The organism is Brevibacterium sp. GP-SGM9, from assembly GCF_047300845.1.
Lineage (GTDB): Bacteria > Actinomycetota > Actinomycetes > Actinomycetales > Brevibacteriaceae > Brevibacterium.
In genome coordinates this window covers 1003674-1028606 of sequence record NZ_CP178563.1, presented here as the reverse complement: position 1 = coordinate 1028606, position 24933 = coordinate 1003674, and the positions used below count along the sequence as shown (strand labels likewise).

Annotated in this window: 20 protein-coding genes; 5 read left to right on the top strand and 15 right to left on the bottom strand. The window is 64.1% G+C overall.

What is annotated here, in order from left to right; genetic code table 11:
- The first annotated feature begins 23 nt into the window (after window positions 1-23).
- Window positions 24-911, top strand: a complete 888-nt coding sequence (locus tag ACH82I_RS04650) for a LysR family transcriptional regulator (RefSeq protein WP_413335834.1) — start codon at window positions 24-26, stop codon at window positions 909-911.
- A 133-nt stretch (window positions 912-1044) separates the two neighbouring features.
- Here ACH82I_RS04650 and ACH82I_RS04645 read toward each other — a convergent pair whose 3' ends face one another.
- From ACH82I_RS04645 to ACH82I_RS04630, 4 genes are all read right to left on the bottom strand, one after another.
- Entirely contained in the window at window positions 1045-3153 is a 2109-nt protein-coding gene (locus tag ACH82I_RS04645) for an iron ABC transporter permease (RefSeq protein ID WP_413335832.1), read from the bottom strand.
- A 3-nt stretch (window positions 3154-3156) separates the two neighbouring features.
- The gene (locus ACH82I_RS04640) at window positions 3157-4194 is read right to left on the bottom strand and encodes an ABC transporter substrate-binding protein (RefSeq protein WP_413335830.1); all 1038 of its coding nucleotides are present in this window, start codon (window positions 4192-4194) and stop codon (window positions 3157-3159) included.
- A 72-nt stretch (window positions 4195-4266) separates the two neighbouring features.
- Complete coding sequence (locus tag ACH82I_RS04635; RefSeq protein ID WP_230743494.1) at window positions 4267-5091, bottom strand: ABC transporter ATP-binding protein; 825 nt, start codon at window positions 5089-5091, stop codon at window positions 4267-4269.
- Between the two features lie 16 nt (window positions 5092-5107).
- Window positions 5108-5275: a hypothetical protein gene (locus ACH82I_RS04630; protein ID WP_413335828.1), complete on the bottom strand. Its 168-nt coding sequence runs from the start codon at window positions 5273-5275 to the stop codon at window positions 5108-5110.
- 85 nt (window positions 5276-5360) lie between these two features.
- On the opposite strand from ACH82I_RS04630, the gene ACH82I_RS04625 reads away from it, so the two are divergent.
- Together ACH82I_RS04625 and ACH82I_RS04620 are read left to right on the top strand one after the other, a co-directional pair.
- Entirely contained in the window at window positions 5361-6494 is a 1134-nt protein-coding gene (locus ACH82I_RS04625; protein ID WP_413335826.1) for a metallophosphoesterase family protein, read from the top strand.
- The gene (locus ACH82I_RS04620; protein ID WP_413335824.1) at window positions 6491-9142 is read left to right on the top strand and encodes an AAA family ATPase; all 2652 of its coding nucleotides are present in this window, start codon (window positions 6491-6493) and stop codon (window positions 9140-9142) included. Before ACH82I_RS04625 ends, ACH82I_RS04620 begins: the two co-directional genes overlap by 4 nt.
- A 28-nt stretch (window positions 9143-9170) precedes the next feature.
- On the opposite strand, the gene ligK is transcribed toward ACH82I_RS04620, so the two are convergent.
- The 5 genes from ligK to ACH82I_RS04595 all read right to left on the bottom strand — a co-directional run bounded on the left by ligK (window position 9171) and on the right by ACH82I_RS04595 (window position 14435).
- Window positions 9171-9854 (bottom strand): 4-carboxy-4-hydroxy-2-oxoadipate aldolase/oxaloacetate decarboxylase, encoded by a 684-nt coding sequence (gene ligK, locus ACH82I_RS04615; protein WP_230743498.1) that lies wholly within the window; start codon window positions 9852-9854, stop codon window positions 9171-9173.
- A gap of 62 nt (window positions 9855-9916) precedes the next feature.
- Complete coding sequence (locus ACH82I_RS04610; protein WP_230743499.1) at window positions 9917-10960, bottom strand: amidohydrolase family protein; 1044 nt, start codon at window positions 10958-10960, stop codon at window positions 9917-9919.
- On the bottom strand, window positions 10957-12150 hold the full coding sequence (locus ACH82I_RS04605) for a 4-oxalomesaconate tautomerase (protein WP_413335822.1): 1194 nt from the start codon (window positions 12148-12150) through the stop codon (window positions 10957-10959). The genes ACH82I_RS04610 and ACH82I_RS04605 overlap by 4 nt, the downstream gene beginning before the upstream one ends.
- Complete coding sequence (locus ACH82I_RS04600; RefSeq protein WP_413335821.1) at window positions 12147-13532, bottom strand: MFS transporter; 1386 nt, start codon at window positions 13530-13532, stop codon at window positions 12147-12149. The genes ACH82I_RS04605 and ACH82I_RS04600 overlap by 4 nt, the downstream gene beginning before the upstream one ends.
- Window positions 13533-13559: 27 nt before the next feature.
- On the bottom strand, window positions 13560-14435 hold the full coding sequence (locus ACH82I_RS04595; RefSeq protein WP_413335819.1) for an amidohydrolase family protein: 876 nt from the start codon (window positions 14433-14435) through the stop codon (window positions 13560-13562).
- Window positions 14436-14615: 180 nt separating this feature from the next.
- Between ACH82I_RS04595 and ACH82I_RS04590 the strand changes: the two genes are divergently transcribed.
- Complete coding sequence (locus tag ACH82I_RS04590) at window positions 14616-15311, top strand: GntR family transcriptional regulator (RefSeq protein ID WP_413335817.1); 696 nt, start codon at window positions 14616-14618, stop codon at window positions 15309-15311.
- 122 nt (window positions 15312-15433) lie between these two features.
- Here the strand turns inward: ACH82I_RS04590 and ACH82I_RS04585 are convergent, their stop codons facing one another.
- The 5 genes from ACH82I_RS04585 to ACH82I_RS04565 all read right to left on the bottom strand — a co-directional run bounded on the left by ACH82I_RS04585 (window position 15434) and on the right by ACH82I_RS04565 (window position 22105).
- Window positions 15434-17134, bottom strand: a complete 1701-nt coding sequence (locus ACH82I_RS04585; protein WP_413335815.1) for a class I adenylate-forming enzyme family protein — start codon at window positions 17132-17134, stop codon at window positions 15434-15436.
- 130 nt (window positions 17135-17264) lie between these two features.
- A complete protein-coding gene (locus tag ACH82I_RS04580; RefSeq protein WP_230743505.1) occupies window positions 17265-19001 on the bottom strand; it encodes a class I adenylate-forming enzyme family protein in 1737 nt (578 codons plus the stop codon).
- A gap of 50 nt (window positions 19002-19051) precedes the next feature.
- Window positions 19052-20254, bottom strand: coding sequence for an acyl-CoA dehydrogenase family protein (locus ACH82I_RS04575; RefSeq protein WP_413335812.1), 1203 nt, complete (start codon window positions 20252-20254; stop codon window positions 19052-19054).
- Complete coding sequence (locus ACH82I_RS04570; RefSeq protein ID WP_413335810.1) at window positions 20238-21071, bottom strand: SDR family oxidoreductase; 834 nt, start codon at window positions 21069-21071, stop codon at window positions 20238-20240. The genes ACH82I_RS04575 and ACH82I_RS04570 overlap by 17 nt, the downstream gene beginning before the upstream one ends.
- A complete protein-coding gene (locus ACH82I_RS04565) occupies window positions 21068-22105 on the bottom strand; it encodes a phosphotransferase family protein (protein WP_413335809.1) in 1038 nt (345 codons plus the stop codon). Before ACH82I_RS04565 ends, ACH82I_RS04570 begins: the two co-directional genes overlap by 4 nt.
- 193 nt (window positions 22106-22298) lie before the next feature.
- Between ACH82I_RS04565 and ACH82I_RS04560 the strand changes: the two genes are divergently transcribed.
- The gene (locus ACH82I_RS04560; protein ID WP_413335807.1) at window positions 22299-23270 is read left to right on the top strand and encodes an NADPH:quinone oxidoreductase family protein; all 972 of its coding nucleotides are present in this window, start codon (window positions 22299-22301) and stop codon (window positions 23268-23270) included.
- On the opposite strand, the gene ACH82I_RS04555 is transcribed toward ACH82I_RS04560, so the two are convergent.
- Window positions 23267-24889, bottom strand: coding sequence for an NERD domain-containing protein (locus ACH82I_RS04555; protein WP_413335805.1), 1623 nt, complete (start codon window positions 24887-24889; stop codon window positions 23267-23269). The two genes, ACH82I_RS04560 and ACH82I_RS04555, sit on opposite strands and share 4 nt — an antisense overlap.
- Between the last annotated feature and the right edge of the window lie 44 nt (window positions 24890-24933).

Below are 24933 nucleotides of genomic sequence, written 5' to 3'. Positions count from 1 at the left end.
AAAGTGGACGATATGATCGATATATGGATGATCTGCTTCGCGGTCAGTTCCCGCAGCTCTCCGTCCTCGTCGAACTCGTCCACCAGGACGGGCACATGACCGAGGCGGCCGCCTCCCTCGGCATTCCCCAGTCGACGGCCAGTCGACGCCTCCATTCGCTCGAGGACCACCTCGGCGTGGCTCTTGTGGTTCCCAGCGGGCGGGCGCTGTCTCTCACGCCCGCCGCCCGTGAGCTCGCCGCTGCCGTCCGTGCACCGCTGCACGAGATCGGCACGGCGCTGGCCGACCTCGCCGAGGCGGCCGATCCCGACCATGGGGTGATCAGGTTCGGATTCCCGCTGACGATGGGCACCGGGGTGATTCCGGATCTGCTCGCGGAGTTCGCGGCGGTGCACCCCGGCATTCGCCTTGACCTCAAGCAGGCTCACGGTGCCGAGCTGGTGACGGATCTGCGGCGGGGCGATCTCGACCTGGCGATGATCATTCCGCCGCCGGCCGAGATGCCGCACGAGGTGCTGGCCCGGCAGACCATCGTCGCCGCGCTGCCGGTCACGCATCCGCTGGCGAAGCGCAGAAGCATCGACCTCGTGCAGCTCGCCGACGACCGGTTCATCGCCAATCCGGACACGTACAACCTGCGCCGGCTCACCGATCGGTGGTGTCGGCAAGCCGGCTTCGCCGTGCAGGTCAAGACCGAGGTCACCGAGTTCCAGACCATCCGCGAATTCGTCAGTCGCAGTATGGGCGTGGCACTGCTGCCGCGTTCGGGTCGACCACTCGACGGCCTCGCCGAGGTGGAGCTGCGCGGCTCGGGCTACGTCCGTGAGGTTTCCCTGTGCTCAGCCGTGCGCAGGCCCGGCCGGGTGGTCGAACGGCTGCGGGACTTCATCCGGGATCGCGCAGGGGAGTGAGAGCAGCGGCATCGAAGCCAACCGCGCGTCAGAAGTGCAGGCGTAACGAACTAGTCCTATACGCAGGGACTTCTGGCAAGCGGTTGAGCCGGAGCGGCACCTGCAAAGCGCCCAAGCAGCCGCGCCCGTGACCCTACGCCCGGGAGCGGGCCAGCAGGTAGACGAAGTAGGGTGCGCCGATGAGGGCGACGATGAGACCGGCCGGGATCTGCGCGGGAGCGATGATCGTGCGCCCGATTGCATCGGCGATGACGAGGCCGAAGGCTCCCAGCAGCATCGCCACCGGGACCACACGTCCATGCTGTGCCCCGACCAGGGCGCGGGCAGCATGCGGGGCGACCAGCCCGATGAATCCGACCACGCCGACGGCCGAGACGCTCACGGCGGCAAGCACCGCGGCGGTGATGAGCACGCCGAGACGCACGGGTTCACGGGCCACGCCGACCAACCTCGGCGTGTCATCGTCGAGAGCGAGCAGGTCGAGCTCACGGGTCCACACGAACGCCAACGGCACGGCGACGACGAGGACGAGGGCCACGGGTGCGACATCGGACCACACCCGGCCATAGGTCGATCCCGACAGCCACGTGAACAGGGTCGGGGTGTCCCACGGGTTGGCGCGGATGAGGAAGAGCGTGGTCAGGGAGGTGAAGCCGTACCACATGCCGATGCCGATGAGCACGAGCCGATCCGTGTTCATCCCGCCGCGCCAGGCCAGGGCGTAGACGAGGGCGAAGGCCAGGAGTGCGCCGATGATTCCGACGGTGGAGATGAGGACGATGTTCGCGCTCGGCACGAGGGTGATGACGATGACCGCGCCGAGGCCCGCACCGCCGGTGATGCCGAGCAGCCCCGGCTCGGCGAGCGGATTGCGGGCGCTGGCCTGAACGAGGGTGCCCGAGAGACCGAGGGCGGCTCCGGCGGTCAGGGCCGCCGCCACCCGCGGGGCACGCGAGTCGAATGAGAAGTCGATGACCGGAGCCGCCTGATCACGCAGCCATAGCATGACGTCGCCGAGGAGGTAGAAGCGTTCGCCGGTCAGCAGAGCGAGAACTACCACGATCACCACCAGCACACAGCCGCAGACGATGACGACCGCGGCCCGCCGTGTCCCGTGCACGCGTGAGCGTGCCGCCGAGGTGGCCTGAGCCGGACCGGAGGAACGCATCGAGCGGGCGAGGAGGACGAGGACGATGGCGCCGAAGATCGTCGTCGTCACCCCCGAGGGCAGGGTGATCGCCGCGGTGGCCCCGACGAGAGCGCGCAGCACGGCATCGGCGAGGATGACGATGATCGCACCGATCATCGCGGTGGCGGGAATGAGCACGGCGTGCTTGGACAGCACGGGAACGGCGCGCGCCAGCAGACGGGCGATGACGGGAGCGCAGAGACCGACGAAGCCGATCGGTCCGGCCAAGGTCACGGCTGTGGCGGTGAGGATGACGGCGAGCAGGATCCCGATCGCCCGGGTCGAGCGGATCGGAACCCCGAGCACCGAGGCGGCGTCATCGCCGAGGCTGAGCAGATCGAGGCGACGGGAGAGGACGACGGCCAGGACGATGATGATCCCGATGACCGGAATCGAGCGCAGTGCCGCGGTGCCGTCGAGCTGATTGAGCGTGCCCGACCCCCAGGAGAACAGGCTCGTCGTCTCCTCCTGGAAGAGGATGAGCAGGGTCGAGGTGCCCGCCTGCAGAGCCATGGCGGTCGCGGTGCCGGCGAGCACGAGGCGCGTGGTCGAGGACGCCGCACCCCCGGCCAGGCCGAGCACGAGGGCGGCCGCGAGCAGCCCGCCGATGAAGGCGACACCGCCCGAGGCCCAGACCGGTATCGCGATCCCGAAGGCCGTGACCACGGTGACCGCGAAATAGGATCCACCGGTGACCGCGAGAGTATCCGGTGAGGCCAGCGGATTGCGCGCCAACGACTGGAACAGTGCACCGGCGACGCCGAGGGCGATCCCGACGAGGATGCCCGCACCCACGCGCGGCAGCCGGGACCCGATAAGGATGTCACGGGCACTGGGGCCCGCCTCGGCGGGGGAGGAGGTCAGACCGACGAGCGCCCGGAACAGGTCGCCGAAGCCGATCCCCGAGGTCCCCTGGGTGATGTGCCAGGCGGAGAGGAGAACGAGGACGACGAACAGCCCGAGCAGGGCCCCGGTGGCCGAGAGGGCCCCGGCGACGCCGACCTTCTTCGTCGACGTCGCCAGCTCCTGGCGCTGATCTGTGGGTGCGAGCATGGACTACTTGGTCAGAGCGTCGACATAGGCATCGAGGGCCTGCTCCGAGGACTTGGGTCCACCGAAGGTCCAGATGCCGGCCGGGAAGGCATAGGTGCGGTCATCCTTGACGGCGGGGATGTTCGCCCAGATGTCGTTCTTCTTCAGCAGCTCGACGTAGTCCTCGGATTCCGGATCCTCGGTGCCGGTGTAGAAGAAGTTCGCGTCGCCGACCTTCGAGATTCCCTCGATGTCGGTCTGGCCGAGTCCGTAGGCGGGGTCGACCTCGCCGTCCCAGACGTTGTTGAGTCCGAGTTCCTCGCCGAGTTCGCCGAACAGCGAGCCCTGGCCGAAGGGACGGATGGCGACGTTCGAGCCGTTGACCCAGCCGTCGAAGTAGACGAAGTCCTTCGTCGGCAGATCGGCATCGGCGAGAGCCTTCTTCGACTCCTCGACCTTGGTGTCGAAGTCGGCGAGCACGGACTCGGCGCGCTCGGTCCGGCCGGTCGCCTCGGCGACGGTGGAGAACGTGTCCTTCATGTACTTAACGGGGTCCTTCCCGTCCGCGCCGGTCATGGCCATGACCGGAATGTCCTGCTCCTCGAGCCGCTTGGAGATCTTGTCATCGCGCGAGGTCGCCTCGATGATGACGAGGTCCGGGTCGGCCGAGAGGATGGTCTCGACGTTCGGTTCCTGGCGGGTGCCGACATCGGTGGTGTCCTCGGGCAGCTTCTCCGCGGTGTCCCACGTGGTGAAGCCCTTGGCGTCGGCCACGGCTGCCGGGTTGACGCACAGGGACAGCAGATCCTCGGTGTACTGCCATTCGAGCGAGACGACCTTCGCCGCCGGCTTGTCGAGGCTGATCTCCTCGCCCGTGTCATCGGTGAGCGTGACCGGGTCCTCGGAGGTCGCGGTCGAATCGTCGGCGCAGGACGTCGAGGCGGTCGACGTCTCGGCGTCCTGCGCTTCGGTGTCGGTGGTTCCGCAGCCGGCCAATGCCAAGGAGCAGATCGCCGTCGCCGAGGCGAGGGCGACGAGGGACTTTCGCGGCAGGGTTGTCATGGGCTGGGTTTCCTTCTGCTGAGCCGATCGGCGGATTCGCCGATCGGGATGGTGGTGTGGTTGGTGCCGTAGTCAGCGGGTCGCGGCTGCGCGGCGACGTCGCTTCGGAAGAGCCTCAACGCGGACGAGTCCGGTGTCCTCGTCGATTCGGGTGGTGATCGGCAGGCCGTAGACCTCGGTGAGGTCCTCGGCCGTGAAGACCTCCTCGCAGGTGCCCGCCGAGCGGATGCGCCCCTGTTCGAGGAGGACGACGTGATCGGCCACGGTGGCTGCATGGCCGAGGTCGTGAAGGACGACGCCGATCGCGGTGTCGTGGTCCTCGGCGAGTTCGCGCATGAGGTCGAGGATCTCGGCCTGGTAGCGCAGATCGAGGTGGTTCGTCGGTTCGTCGAGCAGCAGGACGCCGGTGTCCTGGGCCAGGCAGGTCGCCAACCATACGCGCTGGAGCTCACCGCCGGAGAGCTGGTCGACCGGACGGTCGGCCATGCGGGCGGTGCCGGTGAGCTCGAGTGCCTGGTCGATGGAGGCGCGGTCGGCATCGGTGAGTGCGGCGAATCGCTTGCGATGCGGGTGCCGACCGTAGGCGACGACCTCGCGGACGCTGACCCCCGACGGATGCGGCCGGGACTGTGAGAGCAGGGTGACGACGCGGGCGAACTCCTTGGCCGTCAGCGCAGAGGAGGGGGTGTCCGTGCCGTCGGCATGGATCGTCACCTCGCCGGTGGAGATGGGATGGAGGCGGGCGAGTGAGCGGAGCACGGTGGATTTGCCGCTGCCGTTGGGCCCGATGAGAGCCGTGACCCTGCCAGGAGTGATCGACAGGGAGACGTCGTGGACGACCCGGGTGCGGTCGTAGCCGAGGTTGAGGTCGGTGGCGGTCAGAGCTGTCGCATTCACAGTTGATCAGCCTAACCTAAGTCTGCGGTTCGAGTCTCGCACTTGAGATGTCGTATTCCTGCGGGGCGGGGGCTGAGTGAGTCTCGGACGCTCCGATCCGGCCATCTGCCCAGGTGGTGGCCAGCCCTGCGTGGTCACGGGCGACGTGGTCGGCCGTCGAGAACGCATCGCTGATGATGAACATCACATCTCGTGTCAGTGACGATCCGTAGGGTGGGCAGTCAATCATAGGATGGTGTCGAGGACGAGCCGAGGTCGAGGAGAAGCAGATGAGGTTCATCGCCACGGGTGACTGGCAGCTGGGCATGACGGCGCACTATCTCAGTGCCGAAGCCCGTCCCCGGTTTCATCGCGCTCGCCTCGATGCGGTCAAGCGGATCGGACAGATCGCGGCAGAGCAATCGTGTGACTTCGTCCTCGTCTGCGGTGACGTCTTCGAAACCAATCAGCTCGATCGGGCGATCATCGCCCGCACCTTCGAAGTCTTGGCCGCATTCACCGTGCCGGTCGTCCTGCTGCCGGGCAATCACGATCCCCTCGACGCCGCCTCCATCTACGACTCCCCGGCCTTCACCTCCCGGAAACCCGAGCACGTCCACGTGCTCCGTGACAGCGAACCCTTCGAGGTGAGCGAAGGCATCGAGGTAGTCGGTGCGCCCTGGTTCTCCAAGCGTCCGCAGACGGATCTCGTCACCCAGGCGACGGAGAACCTCGCCGAGGTGGCCCCCGGGTCCGTGCGCATCATCGCCGGCCACGGGGCGGTGAGTTCCCTCGACCCGGATCGAGAGTCGTTGGCAACGATCGATGAGACCGGGTTGAGGGCCGTGCTCCGGGAGGGGCGGGCGCAGTTCGTCGCGCTCGGCGACCGGCACGCGAGCTACGAGGTCGACGACCGAATCTGGTATCCGGGAGCCCCGGAGGTGACCTCGCGACGGGAAGACGATCCCGGCAACATCCTCCTGGTCGACATCGATGCCCAGACTCATGAGGCATCCGTCGAGAAGATCCACATCGGGCAGTGGTCCTATGTCGTCATCGAAGAGGACCTCAACTCGGACGAGGATGTCGCCCAGTTGGAACAGCGCCTCTCGGACATTCCCGATAAGGACAGAACGGCCGTGTGGCTGGTCCTGCAGGGAACCCTGTCGACGGCCGCGAAGGCGCACCTCGATGACATCCTCGACCATGCCTCCGACCTGTTCGCGATGGTGTCCGAGTGGGGACGGCACACCGACATCGCCGTCATCGCCGCCGATGAGGATTTCGCTGGTCTGGGCCTGAGCGGATATCTCCAGGCCAGCCTCGATGAGCTGGCCGAAACGGCCACCGGGGAGGACCAGTCGGCGTCGGCCGCCCAGGATGCTTTGGGCCTGCTCTACCGGTTTGCGAGGAGCGGATCATGAAATTCCATTCCATCCACCTGCGCAGCTATCGGGGCATCGAGGACGCGCGGGTCGAATTCGCCGAGGGCGTGACCATCGTCGAAGGACCCAACGAGGTCGGCAAGTCCTCGATCCATGAGGCCATCACCCACCTGCGTGAGGACAAATCCAGTTCCCGCAAGGCCAGCATCAAGGAGACACAACCGGTCGGAGTCGACGCCGGTCCCGAGGTCGAGCTGCACCTGAGCACTGGAGACTACGAACTCAAGTACCGGAAGCGATGGATCAGGCAGCCCTTCACCGAGCTCAACGTCATCCGGCCCCGTCCGGAGCAGCTGAGCAGCGATGACGCCCACGACCGTTTCCTGGCGATCCTTGCAGAGACGGTCGACGTCGACCTGCTCGTCGCCCTCGACGTGGCACAGGGGGAGAGTCTCGCACAGGCGCCATTGGCCCAAATCAAAGCCCTGCACAATGCCCTGAGCGAATCGGGCGCCGAGGTCGCCGATCACGACGACTTCCTCGAACGCATCGAAGCCGAATACTCAAAGCACTTCACGAAGTCCGGGAAGCAGACGGGGGAGTACAAGGACGCGAATGCCCAAGTCCCGATCGCCGAGGCCGCCTTCGACGAACTGCGCAAACGCAGCGAGGCGATGGACGAACTCGTGGAGAACCATGCTCGAGCGAGTGCGCGGCTGGGATCGGTCCGCACGCAACTGAGTGAGGCGGTGGAGGAACGAGAAGCAGCGGAGGAATCAGCGCAGGCAGTCGCGGAGCTCAAGGCGGTGCTCGAAAGGGCCGAAGACAATGCGAAGACCGCCCACCGCGACGCCCAGATCGCCCGCGAGGCGCTGGACCGTCGCACCACGCTCATCGGTGATGTCGCTGCCGCCGGTGAGACTGTGGCAGCGGTGGACAAGACGGTCACCGAATTGGAAGCCTCGCAGAGCGACAAGGACGCCGAGGTCGATGGAGCCCAGAAGGCTCTCGACGCGGCCCAGACCGTGCTCGATGCCGCTCGAGCACGTGCGAAGAGAGCATCCAAGGCGGTGGCTCGGGCCCGCGCCAGAGCCGAACTCTCCGACCTCACCCGCCGTCTCGAGGCGATCCGCGAGCACGAGGAGAAGAAGAGCCGGGCGCAGGCGACGATCGGGTCGAACACGGTCACAGGCAAGGACGTCGAGAAGCTGAGTTCGCTCGAGACGGAAGTGCGGATCGCGGAGAATGCGAAGACCGCCGCCGCGGCGCAGATCGACGTCAGGCAGCTCGGAGACCAGCCGGTCAGCGTCGACGGATCCGATCTCGGCGAGGGGAGGACCGAGGAATTCGCGGCCGTCAAAGACGTCAGCATCCGAGTCGAGGGCATCACCGAGATCGCGGTGCGCCCCGGCGCCTCACCGGTCGAATTGGACCGAGCTCTGTCCTCGGCGAAACAGGAATTCGAAGCAGAGCTTGACCGCCTCGGCGTCGAGACGGTGGCACAGGCGCGGGAACGATCCCACACACGCGCCGACGCCGAGGCTGATGTGGCCGAGGCGAATTCCACGCTGGCTGTGCTGCTCGATTCCGAGAAGCGTGAAGACCTCGAAGCCAAATTGGCTCGCGCCCAGCAGCTCGCCGGCGGAGAAAGCTCCGATGGGGACGAAGGCGAGGTCGCTGACCACGCTGACCGCGGCGACAGCCCGGATGAGAGCGGCCTACGATTGGCGGATCTGGAGACAGCTGTTGCCGCTGCGGAGAAGGACACCGACGAGGCTCAGTCCGAAGTGGATGCCTCCCGTCTCCGCCTCGACCGCAGTCGCGCCTCCCGGGACGAGGCGCGAGTCGAAACGGTTCGAGCTCAGACCAGTCTGCAGGAGGCCCGGACTCAGCGCGATCGGCTGACGGCGAGCCTCGAGACTGCGCGTTCGGCAGAGTCCGATGAGGTGTTGCAAGCCGCGGTTGAAGCGGCCGACGCGAACGCGGCGAATGAGAGAGACGAAGTCGAGATGGCTCGGGCGTCCTATCAGGCAGCGGATCCGCAGACGCTGGAGATGCAGCTGCAGAATGTGCGCCAGCTCGTCGGCAGCAAGGAGACCCAGCGCGAAGAGGTCCGGCAGGAGGTCGATCGGCTTTCTGCTCTCATCGACGATCGGGCGAGCGAAGGCATCTACGACAGACTCAAGGCAGCCGAAGAGGAACTGGAGTCGGCCCAGAAGAAGCAGACGCGATTGGAACGGCAGGCCACGGCGATCGACCTGCTGCGCTCCACGGTGCTCAAGCACAAGGACGAAGCGCAGCGGAAGTACGTTGCTCCCTTCAAGGAGCAGATCGAGAAGCTCGGCCGACTCGTCTTCGGGCAGGGGCTGTCAGTGGAGGTCTCCGAGGATCTCGAGATCGTCTCCCGCACCCTGGGTGAGCAGACTGTTCCCTTCGAGTCGCTCTCCGGCGGGACGAGGGAGCAGCTGGCGCTGATCGGCCGACTCGCGGTCGCGACCCTTGTCGACGGGGACGCGGGGGCACCGGTGGTCCTCGATGACGCCTTCGGCTTCGCCGATGCCGAGCGCCTCAACGCGCTCAACGTCATCCTCAGCACCGTCGGTCAGAGCGCCCAGGTCATCCTGCTCACCTGCCAGCCCGACCGCTTCGCCCGCCTCGGCGGAGCGAAGACGGTGAGCCTGAGCTGACTGTCGACTGTCTGCTTTTCGACACAGTTCAGTCGAGGTACTGCAGGCCAGCCTTCTCCAGTGGCCCACGCATATCGTAGATGTCGAGACCCAGCTTTCCATCCATGAATTGCTGGCGTTTGGATTCTTCATTGTCTTCTCGTTTCTGCGCAGCGTCTGCGACCTCCGCAACTCGAGCACGGGGCACCACGACAACCCCGTCGCGATCGGCGGCGACGACATCGCCGGGATGCACCAAGGCGTTTGCACAGATAACGGGGACATTGACTGAGCCGAGCGTTGCCTTGACTGTTCCCTTGGCGTTGATGGCACGAGAAAAGACCGGGAAGCCGAGTTCCTCGAGTTCGGCCGTGTCACGGCATCCCCCGTCTATCACCAAGCCGCGGCCGCCGCGGGCAATAAGCGAGGTAGCGAGGAGCTCGCCGAAGAAGCCGTCCTCGCTCTCGGTGGTGCATGCGGCGACGACGACATCCCCCTCTTGCACTTGTTCGGCTGCGACGTGCATCATCCAATTGTCGCCAGGTTGCAAGAGCACTGTCACCGCTGGGCCACACAACTCGGCGGTGGGGTAGATCGGTCGGATATAGGGTCTCATCAGACCCACGCGCCCCAGTGCCTCATGGACGGTGGCGACTCCGAACGCACTCAAACGCCTGACGTCTTCAGGATCGGGGCGAGCGATCTTCGTATGGACTTTGCCGAGGTCGAACATGGTGACTTCCCTTGCTGCCGATGACCCTGAGGTGCTGACGGCGATATTGTGAGTGTTTTGGTCTAGACGTGCTGCGTCGATGTTCGACGCGAGTATGAGGCAATTCGCGCCTCGAGCCGCGGGTAGACCCGCCGAGCATTGTGCTCGAAGATGTCCGCGCGCTCCTCTTTGTCCAAGTCGGCATTGTCGATATATCGGACAGTGTCGTCGAAATTGAAGCCCGTAGTCGGATCTACAGTCCTCACGGCTCCGATCATCTCCGAAGCGAAGAGAATGTTCTTGATGGGGATGACTGAAAGGAGCTCGTCGATCCCCGGCTGGTGATAGACACAGGTATCGAAGTACACGTTCCCGAGAATGTGCTGCTCAAGATCGGGCCTCCCGAGCGCCTGTGCCAGCCCGCGGAAACGTCCCCAATGATATGGGGCAGCACCACCGCCATGAGGTATGACGAGCCGGAGTTCGGGATATCTGCCGAAGAGGTCTCCCTCGATCAGCTGCATGACCGCAGTTGTGTCGGCATTGAGATAGTGGGCACCCGTCGTGTGAAACGCAGGATTGACGGATGTCGATACGTGGACCATCCCCGGCAGTCCGTGCTCGATCATCTTTTCGTAGATCGGAAACCACGATTCGTCTGTCAGCGGGGGCGAGGTCCAATGGCCGCCGGAAGGGTCAGGATTGATGTTGAGTGCCACTACGTCATGCTCATTTACGCACCGGTCGATCTCCTCAATGCAGCTGGCAGGATCGGCGCCGGGGGACTGGGGGAGCATAATCGCCGGGGCAAACCGGTCAGGGTACAGACGAGACACTCGCGAACATAGGTCGTTGCATATACGTGCCCAGGCGCTGGATGCCGAGAAGTCACCGAGGTGGTGAGCCATGAATGACGCGCGGGGAGAGAAGACTGTCAGGTCTATTCCGCGCTCGTCCATCAGCTTCAGCTGATTGCCCTCAAGAGATTCTCTAATCTCGTCATCGCTGATCTCAGGTCCGCTCGCGTGTGGCATCGGCCCATTGTCAAGCGAGGCTATCTGGTCATCCCTCCAATCACCGAGCGGAGATGGCGCAGTTGTGTAGTGTCCGTGGCAGTCGATGATCAACTATGTGTTCTTTCTATGCGGCTATCTGACGTGCTGTGCTCCGGAGCCCAGACTTGTTTGGGGACCAGGACCTGACCCGCCATGATCATGCGAGCTGTTCTGGTCAGCCCGGCCCGAATGATGTGGCCCTCGTGGATGTGGAGGTCGACCGGAAATACTCCGCTGGGATGCTCGATCTTAAGAGTGCGTTGATCCCCGTCTCCTGAGTCGGCAAGCGGATGAGCAATGGTTCCGTCCATGCAAGCAGCAGTTGCCACTGTCAGTGCCGCTAGGACCCCGATCGATTGGTGAACTGTGCGTGGAATGAAGCTCCTCGTCGCGATGGCGCCGCCCTGCGTAGGCGGCGAGAGAAGGGTCATCTTCGGGTAGTTTTTGTCCTTCACATCGCCGAGGCCCATCATTCGACCTGCTTCGAGCCGAAGGTGCTCGATCTTTTCCCCAAGGTCGTTGGACGTCATGAGTTCGTCAGGAGTCTCTGTGCCGTCGACCCCGAGGTCGCGAGCCCGCAGCAAGACCAGTGGTTGGCCGTTGTCAATCATTGTGCCTTCGATACTGTCGCCGCTCGGAAGGTTGAGAGAGTCGATCGGCCTACCAGTCGGCAACAGGCCCGGCGCTATTGAACCCGCAGTATTGACGAACATGATCGATATTGGACTCGACCCCCCACTGACACCATCGATTTCAGTAGATCCGTCATAGCTGACTGTTCGTCGATCATCACCGGGAATTTGAGGCGTTCGGATCGAGATGGTGGCAATGAGGCCCGTGTTGGTGGTTCTTACGGTGACTTCTGTCGTGTCCGAGCTCGGAACGATAAGCCCTGTCTCGACAGCAAATGGGGCGACCGCGGCGAGCATGTTCCCGCAGTTGGCGGTGGTCTGTACCGACGAGGCGTCGGGTTGCAGCTGCGCGAATTCGAAATCGAGATCTACTTCTGGAAGCGGCGATTGGGAGACGATGCCTACTTTGCTTGTCAGTGAGTTCCCGCCCCCGATCCCGTCGACCTGGAGCGGATGGGGACTGCCCATCACAGACAGAAGAATCTGATCGCGTTTCTCGACATCGGCAGGTAGATCGGGCCCGAGGAAGAAGGCCCCCCTGGAAGTGCCTCCGCGCATCAGGCACATCCGGAGCGCAGTCTGGTCGCTTCGAGATGTGAAGAGTTGACGCGCGTTGTCAGTTGGATTCATTGCTTGTCCCCAATCGGTGAGTTAGCAGGTGCCTCGAGGAGGATTTCGCCATTCTGGACGGGTGCCACTTTGGTGTTCTTGCCAAACAGGGCAAGCACGATTGCTCCGAGCACCCAGGTGGCCGCAATGAATACGAACACCGATGCGTACCCCGAAGATGTGTACAGCGAAGCGATGACCAATGGGCCGACCGCGTTGGACAGACGGCCGATACCGTAGGCGATGCCGGTTCCCAGCGACCTGGTGCGGGTGTCGAACAGCTCGGGAGAGTAGGCGTAGGCCAAGGATGTGTAGCCTCGTTCGAACATATTCACCAAGAAGCCGAATACGACGATCATGATTGGGTTAAATGTGAGGCCGTAGAGCAGTCCCGAGAGACCGATAGTCGTTCCGAAGATGACGAGCAGCCATTTGCGTTCGAACTTGTCGGTGACGAAGGCCGCCAGGAGCGAACCAAGCGGTGCTCCGATCGTGGCCAGCGCGACGTAGAGAATCGAGTCCTCTACACTGATGCCCTGTTTCGACAGGAGCGTCGGCGCCCAGCTTGAGTAACCGAAGAATCCGACTGTCTGCGTCACCCACAGGACTGCAAGCACGAGCAGGGGAACGAAGTAGCGCCGCTGCAAGAGGGTGCGAAAGCCGGACTTCTTCTGTTCGCGAACCTCGGCGACTGGGGCCAGCGGTCGGGGGAGAGGTTCACCTGAGAAATCCGAAACCTTGGTTTCCATTTCTCTCAGGACGTCCTCGGCGCGGGCGAAGCGTCGTTTGCTCTCAAGCCACAGCGGCGACTCTGGCAGGTACCGAAACATGAAGATGATTACGACGCCGAGCGTGCCCCACAGGAAGACAAGACGCCAAGACCAGTCGCTGATCGGCACGACCGCACTTGCTATGAGGTTGGTCGCGGGAGTGCCGCAGATGCCGATCACCATGGCGTATGCCAAGTATTTTCCGCGGACCTTTGCGGGAAAGATCTCGTTGACATAGATGACGGCGACGACAGTCATTGCAGATAAGCCGGCACAGGTGAGGAATCTCAGGATTCCCATCGCATAGACATTCCAGGCGAACACTGTTCCGGCGGAGAAGATCGAAAACCACAGGGTTGTGTAGAGGAATGCTCCCTTCCGCCCGACTCGATCTGCCAGCCATCCGCCGCCGAGCGATCCGATGAACATGCCAATAAACGAGATTGATGTGATGTAGGCAATGTGATTGACGTCCAGCCCCCAGACCAGTGCGATCTTGGGAGCTGTCGTCGAGAAGGTATTGATATCGGCAAATTCGAAGAAGTAGGCCACCGCCACCACCACGATGATGACTTTGTGGAATCGGGTGATGGGCAGCCGGTTGATTCTATTGGCCGAGTTCGTCGTCTCCATGGTTCAGTACGCTCAATTCGGAAGAGGTCAGGCCCAATAGAGGGCGTTTGGGTTGTCGACCAGGAGTCGGCGCAGCTGTGCATCCGATTCCGTGATCTCAGTGAGGTAGTTCAGCAGGACAGCGTCGTCGGGCATGTGGGTCTTGAGATTCGGGTGTGGCCAGTCGGTGCCCCACAGCACGTGGTCCGGAAATTCAGCGATGACCCTGCGCGCGAATGGCACAACGTCTTCGTAGATACGTGTGTTGCCTGCTACGGCAAATGGCCCTGATTGGGAGAGTCGCTCCGGACAACTGACTTTGACCCACGCCGATGTGCGGTCGACAAATGAGATGAAGCGAGAGAACTCGGCGTCAGCTGCCGATGCGGAGACATCTGGTCGGCCCATGTGGTCGATGACGAGAGGCACTGGCAGTCCGGCGAGAAAGCCTTCGAGCTCGGGCAGGTCGGCGGCTTCGAAGTAGATGACGATATGCCAACCGAACGCTTTGATCTTCTCTGCGATGAGCGAGAGCTCGTCGTACGGAGAATGGTCCACAAGTCTCTTGACGAAGTTGAAACGTACACCGCGAACCCCCTGTTCGTGCATCCCTGAGAGTTCCTCTTCCGTGATGTCCGAAGAGACTGATACTACGCCACGGGTTGAGGCGGGAGCGCTGGCGAGAACGTCTATCAGGGCTGCATTGTCGGTGCCGTGGCAGGTGGCTTGGACAACCACTCGCCGTGCGATTCCGAGATCCTGGTGGAGCCGGAACAGGTCTGCCTTTGAGGCATCGCAGGGTGTGTATTTTCGTGTCGGGGCGAAAGGAAATACCTCACCCGGTCCGAAGACATGGCAGTGCGAGTCGATGCTTCCCTCGGGAAGCACGGTCTTCGACTGAGTTCGGTTGCGTTCCCAGTCCAACCAACCTGGAGTTGGTGCAAAGGACATCATTGTCGCCTTTCTGACGTAGCTATCGTCGCTGATGTAAGAGACTCTACATGTTAACAATATTGTTGACAATCGCGACCGGAATCATCGTTCGCCTTCACCACCAGATAGTCTGTGGAAGTTGAGTTCACGTAGATTGTGGGAAGGGTAAGAATGGGCGTCTCACCTGAGGCATCGTCGGCAGAACCGAACGCACAGTCGAAAGCCGTGCCCCGAATGACGGCTGCTGAACTGGGTCGTCGGCTTCGTGATGCCATTATGAGCGGACAGCTTGTGCCCAATCAGCGGCTGGTCGAAGCGGATCTGGCCGCGGAGTACGGTGCTTCGCGGGGCAACGTGAGAATCGCCCTGACCGAGCTGAGTTCGGAAGGGCTGATTGAGCGAGTGCAGAATCGAGGTGCGCGTGTGCGTGCCGTCTCACCGGATGAAGCAGTTGAGATCACTGAGGTCAGAGGGGCACTCGAATCATTGTGTGCGCGAAAGGCCGCCGAACGGGTATCTCAATCGGAAATCGAACTGTTGCGTGATATCGGCAGGCGGATGACGCAGGCCGTGGAGCGCGGCGACCGGGACGCCTATTCTGCTGGAAACACGGAACTGCACGCGCTCATCATCAAGGTCAGTGGCCAGCAGGTTGCTGCCGAGACGATCAACCGGCTGAGAAGCCAGGCCGTCCGCTACCAGTACAGGCTCGCGCAGAGACCGGACCGGCCTGCCCAGTCGTTGCCCCAGCACCTGTCAATAATCGATGGAATCTGCAGTCAAGACGCGGAGGCGGCTGCCAGCGCAATGCAGGACCATCTCAGAAGCGTTGCGGCAGAGATAAGTGCAACGGAAGCTTCCGTCTAGAACTTCCCGCATCAGTGTGTCGCTGATGGCACACATGCGAAATTGCCGGCGGATTGACATCGCCGAGCATCGAGACGGCCGCCCGTGCCTGTTTCCGCAACTCTCTTCTTGAGGAACTCAGGTCACTCCGAGGCGCTAGCCTGCTCTCTCGCTGCCTCGGCCGCGGCGACGGCATCCGCGCGGATCGTGCGGCGCAGGATCTTGCCGGAGCTCGTCTTCGGCAGTTCCTCGATGAAGGTCACCTGGTGGGGTGCTTTGAAAGCGGCGAGGTGTTCGCGGCAGTAGGCGATGATCGATTCGGCACTCGCCTCGGCGCCGGGACGGACGGTGACGAATGCGGCGACGTCTTCGCCCCTGTAGTCGTCGGGGAGACCGATGACGGCGGCTTCCTGGATGGCCGGGTGGGTGTAGAGGACATCCTCGACTTCACGAGGCCAGACCTTGAATCCGGAGGCATTGATCATGTCCTTCATCCGATCGACGATGTAGAGCCACCCGTCCTCGTCCATGAAGCCCACATCGCCGGTGAGCAGCTCTCCATTCGGGATCTCGGAGGCCGTCGCTTCGGGGTCATTGAGATAGGCAGGGACGACGGCCGGCCCCGAGATCGCGACCTCGCCGACCTGATCGGGGCCGAGGGGCTGTCGGGAGTCGTCGAGGATTCGGATCATCGTGTCCGCCTGCGGCAGTCCGCAGGCGAGATTTCCGCTGGCCGGATCGACCGGAGCTCGCAGACCGGCCGGGACACTCGCGGCCTGGGCGCAGGTCTCGGTCAGACCATAGCCCTGCCCGAGGTAGAGGCCTGTCTTCTCCTCGAACCTGATGGCGAGGCCTTCGGGCAGGGGAGCGCCACCGGACTTGACCCGCTTGAACGACGCGAAATGGTCCTTCGTGAAGTCAGGATGTCCCAACATCGCGGTGAAGACGGTGGCGGGGCCGACCATGAAGGTCGGCTTCTCGCAAAGGCACAGTTCAAGCATCGCACCGGCATCGAAGCGATAGTTGAGGATGAGCCGAGCACCTCCGGCGACCGCCGAGAGGAACTGGCTGACGAATCCGGTGATGTGGAAGAGCGGAGCCAGCGTCGCATAGCTTTCCTCGCCCGGAGCGAAATGCGAAGTGCGCACTGCCTGCCGGGAATTGCTCGACAGGTTCGCATGAGTCGGCGTTGCTCCCTTCGGCTTACCCGAGGTGCCGGAGGTGAACATGACAAGAGCGGTGTCCTCGGGCGAAGGAGTGTGCGGGGTGAACTCGGGACCGAGACGCTCCTCGACGACGGTGCGGAAGTCGAAGCGCTCGGGAACCTCGGGAAGTGCGGCGAACTTTCCGAAGACGCGTTCGGGTCCATCCATCTGGAAGTCGAGGTCATTGCTGAGCACGACCAGGGGCAGAGCATCGGCATAGGGCTTGACGCGGTCGAGATAGGCGGCTTTCGAGACGACGAGGCCCCGGACCTCCGCCGCCTCGAAGATGTGCTCGAGTTCCCCGCGATACATCGGATTGAGAGGCAGCACGCTGCCGCCGGCCTTCCAGATGCCGTAGGTGGCGATCATGAAGGCGGGAGTGTTCTGCTCGTAGATGCCGATTCGGTCGCCGGCCCTGATGCCCTGCTCGGTGAGGAATAGAGCGAAGGCCGAGGTGTAACGGTCGAATTCGCCCCAGGTGAGTGAGAAGCCGTAGTAGCTCAGGGCGATCTCGTCTCGGTGGCGTTCGACCGTGCCTGCCAGATCGGCCAAGGTGGTCGAAGGTTCCAATTTGTACGGGCGGACGGCTTCGTCCCCCATCGTCGCCAGCCACGGCCGAGACTCGAACCAATCGCTCATGTCCGAAACACCTTCTTCGCTCTGCATCGTGGATCTCATGGTCGGCGGTGCTGTCGACCCCACGAGTAAGAACGCTACTTCTTCGCTCCTTCAGAAGCAATCGAACGATCGCTCAGACTGAGCGCCCGCCTCACTCCGAGGAGCTCGCCGCGGCCCTCGCTTCCTGTGCGGCGGCGACGGCGTCCGCCCGGATCGTGCGCCGCAGGATCTTGCCCGAACTCGTCTTCGGCAGCTCCTCGATGAAGGTCACCTGGCGCGGTGCCTTGTAGGAGGCCAGCTTCTCGCGGCAGAACTCGACGATGTCGGCTTCGCTGACCGAATCGGCCTCGGGCCCCGACTGCAGCGTCACGAACGCAGCCACACTCTCGCCTCGGTACTCGTCGGGGATGCCGACGACGGCAGCTTCCTGGATCGCCGGATGAGTGTAGAGGACGTCTTCGATCTCGCGCGGCCAGACCTTGAAGCCGGAGGCGTTGATCATGTCCTTCTTCCGGTCGACGATGAAGAGCCACCCGTCCTCGTTCATATAGCCGACATCGCCGGTGCGCAGCTCTCCACCGGGAAGCTGCTCGGCTGTGGCCTTCTCATTGTTGATGTATGCGGAGACGACCTCGGGTCCGGAGATCGCGACCTCGCCGATCTCATTGGGCCCCAGCGCCTCACCGAAGTCATCGAGGATGCGGATCATCGTGTCCGGCTGCGGCAGTCCGCACGAGAGGTTCCCGCTGTCGGGGTCGACCGGTGCCCGCAGCCCGGGTGGGACAGTCGCGACCTGTGCGCAGGTCTCGGTGAGACCGTATCCCTGTCCGATATAGACCCCGGTCCTGTCCATGAACTTCTTCACCAGTCCTTCGGGCAGGGGCGCACCTCCGGACATGATGCGCTTGAACGAGGAGAAGTGCTCCGCGGAGGCGGCCGGATGGGACAGCAGAGCCGTATACACAGTGGCAGGTCCGGCCATATAGGTCGGCCTCTCCCGGAGGAAGAGCTCGAGCAGCGAACCGGGGTCGAAGCGGTAGTTGGGGATGAGGCGGGCGCCGCCGGCGACACCGGCGACGAACTGGCAGATGAATCCGGTGATGTGGAAGATCGGCGCCAGGGTGAGGAAGCCGTCGCCGGGTTCGAACGTCGCCGTGCGCACGCAATAGCGCGAATTGCTCGACACCGAGGCATGAGCTCCCGACGCGCCCTTCGACTTGCCCGAGGTCCCCGAGGTGTAGACGACGATCGCTTCGTCCTCCGGTGCCGGAGCGACCGGAGTGAAGTCGGTGTCGAGAAGCTCCGCGACGACCGCCTCGAAATCGGGGAGGTTCGGAACCTCATCGGCCCCGGGATTCACCCCTGGAACGCCGGGCAGCTCGGCGAACATCGAGAAGATCTCGTCGGGGCCGTCGATCTGGCAGCTCCTGTCATCACTGAGCACGACGACCGGCACGGGTGCGGCATAGGGAGCCACCCGGCTCAGGAACGCCGCCTTCGAGACCATCAGTCCTTTCACCTCGGCGTCGGAGAAGATGTGTTCGAGCTCCCCGCGGTACATCGGATTGAGGGGCACGACCACTCCTCCGACCTTCCAGATCCCGTAGGTGGCGATCATGAAGGCGGGAGTGTTCTGGTCGTAGATGCCGACCCGATCTCCCGCGCCGATGCCGCGTTCGTCGAGGTAGGCGGCGAACGCCGTCGAACGGCGGTCGAATTCCGACCATGTCAGCGAGAACCCGTAATAGCTGATGGCCTCCTCACCGCCGTATGCGGCGACTGTGGCCGCCAGGTCCTCCAGCGGCGTGGAGGTCTCCAGGACGTGCGGTTCCTGTGCGAGCTCGCCCCAGGTCTTCAGCCAGGGGCGGGTGTCGGCCCATGTGCTCATCGGGTCACTTCCTTCATCATCGAACGGGTGCCGAACCGAGTGGTCGGCTGCTACCGGTGCTTCTTGATCTCATTGCGGGCGATGCTGCGTTTGTGCACCTCATCGGGTCCGTCCGCCAGACGCAGGGTGCGCATGTGCGCCCACATGCTCGCCAGCGGGAAGTCCTGGGTGACTCCGGCGCCGCCGTGGACCTGGATCGCCCGGTCGATGATCTTCAGCGCCATGGCGGGAGCCACGACCTTGATCTCGGCGATCTCGTTCTTCGCGACCTTGTTGCCGTGCTTGTCCATCATGTCCGCCGCATGCAGGGTCAGGAGTCTGGCCTGGTCGATCTCGATGCGGGCCTCGGCGATCCAGTCCTGGATGTTCGACCGGGAGGAGAGCTTCTCGCCGAAGGTGACTCGTGATTCGGCACGTCTGACCATGAGCTCGAGTGCTCGTTCGGCCGCGCCGATCGCGCGCATGCAGTGATGGATCCGGCCCGGTCCCAGGCGGGCCTGGCTGATCGCGAAGCCTTCGCCTTCGCCTTTGAGGATGTCCTTGGCCGGGACATGCACGTTCTCGAACGTGATCTCCGCGTGGCCCTCCCGGTCGTGGTAGCCGAACACCGGCAGGTTGCGCACAACGGTGACACCGGGGGCGTCGATCGGGACGACGAGCATCGACTGCTGGCGGTGCACCTCGGCGTCGGGGGAGGTCTTGCCCATGACGATGAGGACCCGGCAGTTCGGATGCATGCCGTTGGAGGCGAACCATTTGCGGCCGTTGAGGACGAATCCGTCGTCGGTGGCCTCCATGCTCATCTCGACGTTCGTCGCATCGGAGCTCGCGACCGCCGGTTCGGTCATTGCGAACGCCGAGGCGATCGTGCCCTCGAGCAGCGGGCGCAGGTACTTCTCCTTGTGCTCGGCGGTGCCGAAGCGGGTGAAGACCTCCATGTTCCCGGTGTCCGGGGCGTTGCAGTTGATGGCCTCCGGGGCGATCTCGATGCTGCGGCCGGTGATCTCAGCCAAGGGTGCGTATTCGAGGTTGCTCAGCCCCGGACCCCATTCGGGGTCGGGATGGAAGAGGTTCCACAGGCCCTGGCTCTTCGCCTCGGCCTTGAGGTCTTCAAGGATCTGCGGCTGCGTGTGCGGGCTGTCCGCTGCGGCCATCTGCTCGGCATAGACCGGCTCGGCCGGGTGGACGAACTCGTCCATGAACGTGCTCAGACGCTCCTGGTACTCACGTCCGCGTTCAGTCGTCTCCAGCATGCGTGCTCTCCTCGTTCGGTCGGTTCTGGTCGTTGAGTCTGTCCTGGTAGCGGCTCATGCCCGCAAGCCAGCGGTCGTAGTCGCTGCCCTTCATCCGGTACATGTCGAGCACCTCGGGGTGGGGGAGGATGAGGAATGTGCCCGCTTCGACTGCGTCGAGGGCGATCCTCGCGACTTCGGCGGGGGTGAGCACCTGACCGGCCTCGGTGACGGCGCGTTGGGCCGGGCCCGAGGCTCCCGCGGCGCGCAGCAAATCCGTGTCCACTCCCATCGGGCAGATGACGGAGGCCCGGATGCCGTCGCCTCGGTAGGTCAGGGCGAGCCATTCGGCGAAGCCGACCGAGGCGTGCTTGGTCACGCTGTAGGCGGCCGACCCGATCTGGGTGAGCAGACCCGCCGCCGAGGCGGTGGCGACGAAATATCCGCGCCCGGCCTTCTGCCAGCGGGGCACGAGAGCCTGGGCGGCGCGGACGTGCGCGCGCAGGTTGACGTCGATGATCGTGTCCCAGTCGGCGTCCGAGGCGCCCAGGTCGGCGGGTCCGATGATGCCGGCGTTGGCGAAGTACATGTCCACCCCGCCGAGGCGGTCATCGGCGAGGGCGATGAGATCGGCGATCCCCTCCACCGAGGCAGCGTTCCCGACCCAGGCGTGCGCTCGCGGGCCCAGCTCCTGTGCCCGCGCCTCCACCGTCGGGGCCAGGTCGGCGAGGACGACCGAGGCGCCGCGGGCGATGAGTTCGCCCGCGAGTGCCGCACCGATGCCTCCGGCGGCACCGGTGACGACGGCGCGGCTGCCGTCGAAGGTCGTCGCACTCATGATGTCTCCAGCAGGGTCAGCGCCTGGCCCGCGAGGTCTTCGACTCCCGCGCCGGCCGTTTCCGGATCGAGGTCGAGGTCGCCCATCTTGCCCGTGGCCAATCGCGTGTAGACGCCCTCGCGGATGCATGCGAGCTTCCACATCGCGAAGGCCGAGTAGTAGCCGACGTCGTGGACTTCGTGACCGCTGACCGACTGATAGCGCTCGATGAGCTCCTCGCTCGTCGGGAATCCGTCCTGCGGGGTCGGCACCCAGATGCTCGTGTACTCCTCGGGGACGGTGAGCATGGCGATGAAGTAGCCGAGATCGGTGAGCACCTCGCCGACCGCAGTCAGCTCCCAATCGACGACGGCTGCCACGGTGCCCTGCGGCGTGAAGATCATATTGTTGGGTTTGAAGTCCCCGTGCGCCAGCCCGACGGGACTGTTCGCCGGATCGGGCATGGCCTCGAGCAGGACGTCGTGGACTCTGTGGATCATCGGCGTCTCACGCATGGAGATCGCTTCGACCTGGCCCAGCCACCGACGCAGCTGCCGTTCGATGAGACCACCGGGGCGACGCAGATCGCCGAGCCCCACCTCGTCGATGTCGACCTGGTGGATGGCGGCGAGGGTGTCGATCATTCCGAATGCGCATGAGCGCCGGTCGTCAGGTCCGGGCCCCTGCGGGATGCGCGCCCAGTCGGCGGGTTCGTTGATCGCGAAGCCCGGGCAGTGGTCCATGAAGACGAAGGGAACATCGAGCACCTCGGGATCATCGACGATGTCGATCACGTGCGGGACCGGGACATCGCTGTCATGCAGGGCCGCCATGATCCTGCCCTCGCGGGCGACGTTGTGGGCGCTGCCTCCGGAGTGGCCGAGTGGGGGCCGTCGGAGAACCCACCGCGGATGACCATCGATGGTGATCGTGAAGGTGAGATTCGACCGACCGATCGACATGATCTCGACGTCGAAGTCGGTGACGTCGAATCTGTCTTTGAACCACGCCCCGATGCGGTCTGCGTCGAATCCTGCTGGTACTGCGGTCACCATCGACCTCCCGAGTGAACAATCGTTCAATTTGGTTCAGATTATTCAACGTTTGCGGTTGAGTCAAACCGAAATCGTGATGCCGCTCACCTCGGGGTGTGATAGTGATGAGGGAACGATCGATCGGCTGTGCGGGCATCGTCCCGACCGCCGAACCGATCGCAACCGAGACTCAGATGCCGTCAGTGAGGAAAGCATGAAAGCAATTCGAGTTGCCGCCCTGACCGGGCCGGACGATGTCGAGCTGGCCGAGGTGGACCGCCCGCAGCCGGGGGAGAGGGAGGTCCTCATCGAGATCGCCTATGCGGGTGTGACCTTCCCGGAGCTGCTGCAGACCCGGGGGCAGTATCAGACCAAGCACGAGCTGCCCTTCGTGCTCGGGTCCGAGGCATCCGGAATCGTCGCCGAGGCGGGACCCGGGTCGCGATTCGCCGTCGGCGATCGTGTGGCGACGATCACCGGAGCCGGGACCTACGCCGAATTCGCCGTCGCCGGTGACGATCAGGTGATGGCCCTGCCCGACACCGTGAGTCTGGCCCACGGTGCGGGAATGCCGATGAACGTGCTCACGGCCGACTTCGCGCTGCGCCTGCGAGCCGGAGCCCGGTCTGGGCAGAGTCTGCTCGTCCACGGCGCCGCCGGCGGTTTGGGATCTGCGGCGGTGCAGGTGGGCCTGGCCATGGGACTCGAGGTCATCGCCGTGGTCTCGACGCAGGAGAAGGCGAAGTTCGTCCGGGAGTTGGGAGCTCAGCAGGTCGTTTCGGCCGAGGGCTTCAAAGACGCCGTCAAGGAGATCCGGCCCGGTGGCGTCGACTTCGTCTTCGACCCTGTCGGCGGGGATCGCTTCACGGATTCCACTCGTGTGCTCGCGCCCTTCGGTCGTCTGCTGGTGCTCGGATTCACCGCCGGAGAGATTCCGAGCATCAGAGTCAACCGGCTGCTGCTGAAGAACATCTCCGTCGACGGTGTCGCCTGGGGAGCCGCGACGGTCGGCGATCCCTCGCTCATCGCCCGGCAGTGGGAGGTGCTGGACGAGTACCTGATGGCGGGACGGCTGAATCCGCGCATCCACGCCACCTACCCGCTGGCGAAGGCGGCCGCGGCGATCAGAGAGCTCGACGAGCGAACGGTGATGGGCAAGATCCTGCTCGAGGTCGCAGGAGGCTAAGCGCCCGGTGCGTCGTCGTGGTCGAGGGCGCTCAGGTCTCCGACCACGACGAGCTTCGTCGTCGCCCGCGACATGCCGACGTAGAGCATGTCGATCGCCCGTGACCGGTCTCTGAAGCCATTGATGCACAGCACGACCACGGGGCGTTCAAGTCCCTTGAAGCCGAGGACATGGCCGTAGAAGACGTCTTCGGCGGCGAAGAACTGGTCCCAGTAGGCCGAAGTGCCCTCGGCTTCGACGATCTCGCGTTGGACGGGATGTCTGCTGCCCGTGGTCAGCAGCGCAATGTCACCGGGGTCCCATCCGGCATCCATGAGGGCCTCGACCTGCCCGTCCGCCTCGGCGAGGGCCGACTCTGCGTCGGTCTCCACCCATTCGATGTCCTCGCCGGGACCGTTGCGGGGGATCGGGCGTTCGAGAGCGAATCCGGCGAATCCGGCGACGATCTGTTCGGAGTTGCGCAGATTCTCGTCGAGTTGGATGGGGTTCATCGTGATCGGAGATTCGCCCTGTCGACCGAAGATCCGCTGCCGTTCGTCGGTGAAGACATAGAGCGTTCCGTCGACCTGGTTGCGCAGGCAGGACTGCACGGCCTCCCACCACAGCAGACTGAAGTCCTGGCCTTCGTCGATGACGACGGCATCGAACAGGCTCTTGCGCGGCCGCTCATCGGCGAGGTCCTTCAGGCGCAGAGGCAGCTCGTGCTCCCAATAGTCCGAATCGTCATCGCTGCCCGGTTCCGCGCCCCAGGAGACCGGCAGGTCATGAAACAGGCCGACGAAGGCCGGCCGATCGCTGTCCGGCCACTGGGCGGTGAAGAGTTGGAGGAAGCGTCCGAGGCCGCGGGAATAGCACATCAGCGCCACCCGCAGTCCGGCTTGAGTCAGCGCCCTGGCCTTGAGCAGGGCCAAGTAGGTCTTGCCCGAGCCGGCACCGCCGCTGATCTCCGCCCGATTCTGGTGTCGGAGGATCCGGATGAGCTTCGCCTGCTCTCGGCTGAGGGCATCGGCACGATCGGAGATCTCCGCGGCCCGCAGTCGGACGTTCTCGACGGCCCGATTGGTCCGACGCAGATTCTTGAGCACGTACTCATGCGGTGCGGAGAGGTCGTGACGCTCCGGATCGAAGTCGTAGCGCAGCTGAGCCGAGATCGCTCCGGCGAGCGAGTCGAGCTGCGTGGAGTCCGCGAGCTGACGGCGCGGAGCATCCGGCTGGTCCCAGTCTCTGGGCAGCTGCGTATAGGGCAGAACCGCGAAATGGCTGATGGGTCCTGGCATCGTCGAGACCCGGGAACGGAGGTACTTGACGAGGTTGTGCTTGGCGACCATCGCCTGGTGAAGTGGAGACTCCTTGAGCCGGTTTCGATGTCCCTGCGCGTCTGTGGTGATCCATCGCCCGTCCTCGATCTCAACCCGGCCGCCCTTGACCTCGATGACGGCGATGCCGAGTCCGGGCCAGAGGACGAGGATGTCGATTTCGATGTCCTTGTCGTCTCCGGTCAGGTGCTGGCCGTGAACCATCGTCGCCTCGGCGGGCAGCTGCTCGCTCAGAGCGTTCCACACGGCTTCCTCGGCGGCGGAACCATGGAAATCAGGCTGCGGGGGTATCAACGTGACCATGGGTTGAGACTAACCCACTACAGGCGGGATCGGCGGAGCGACGT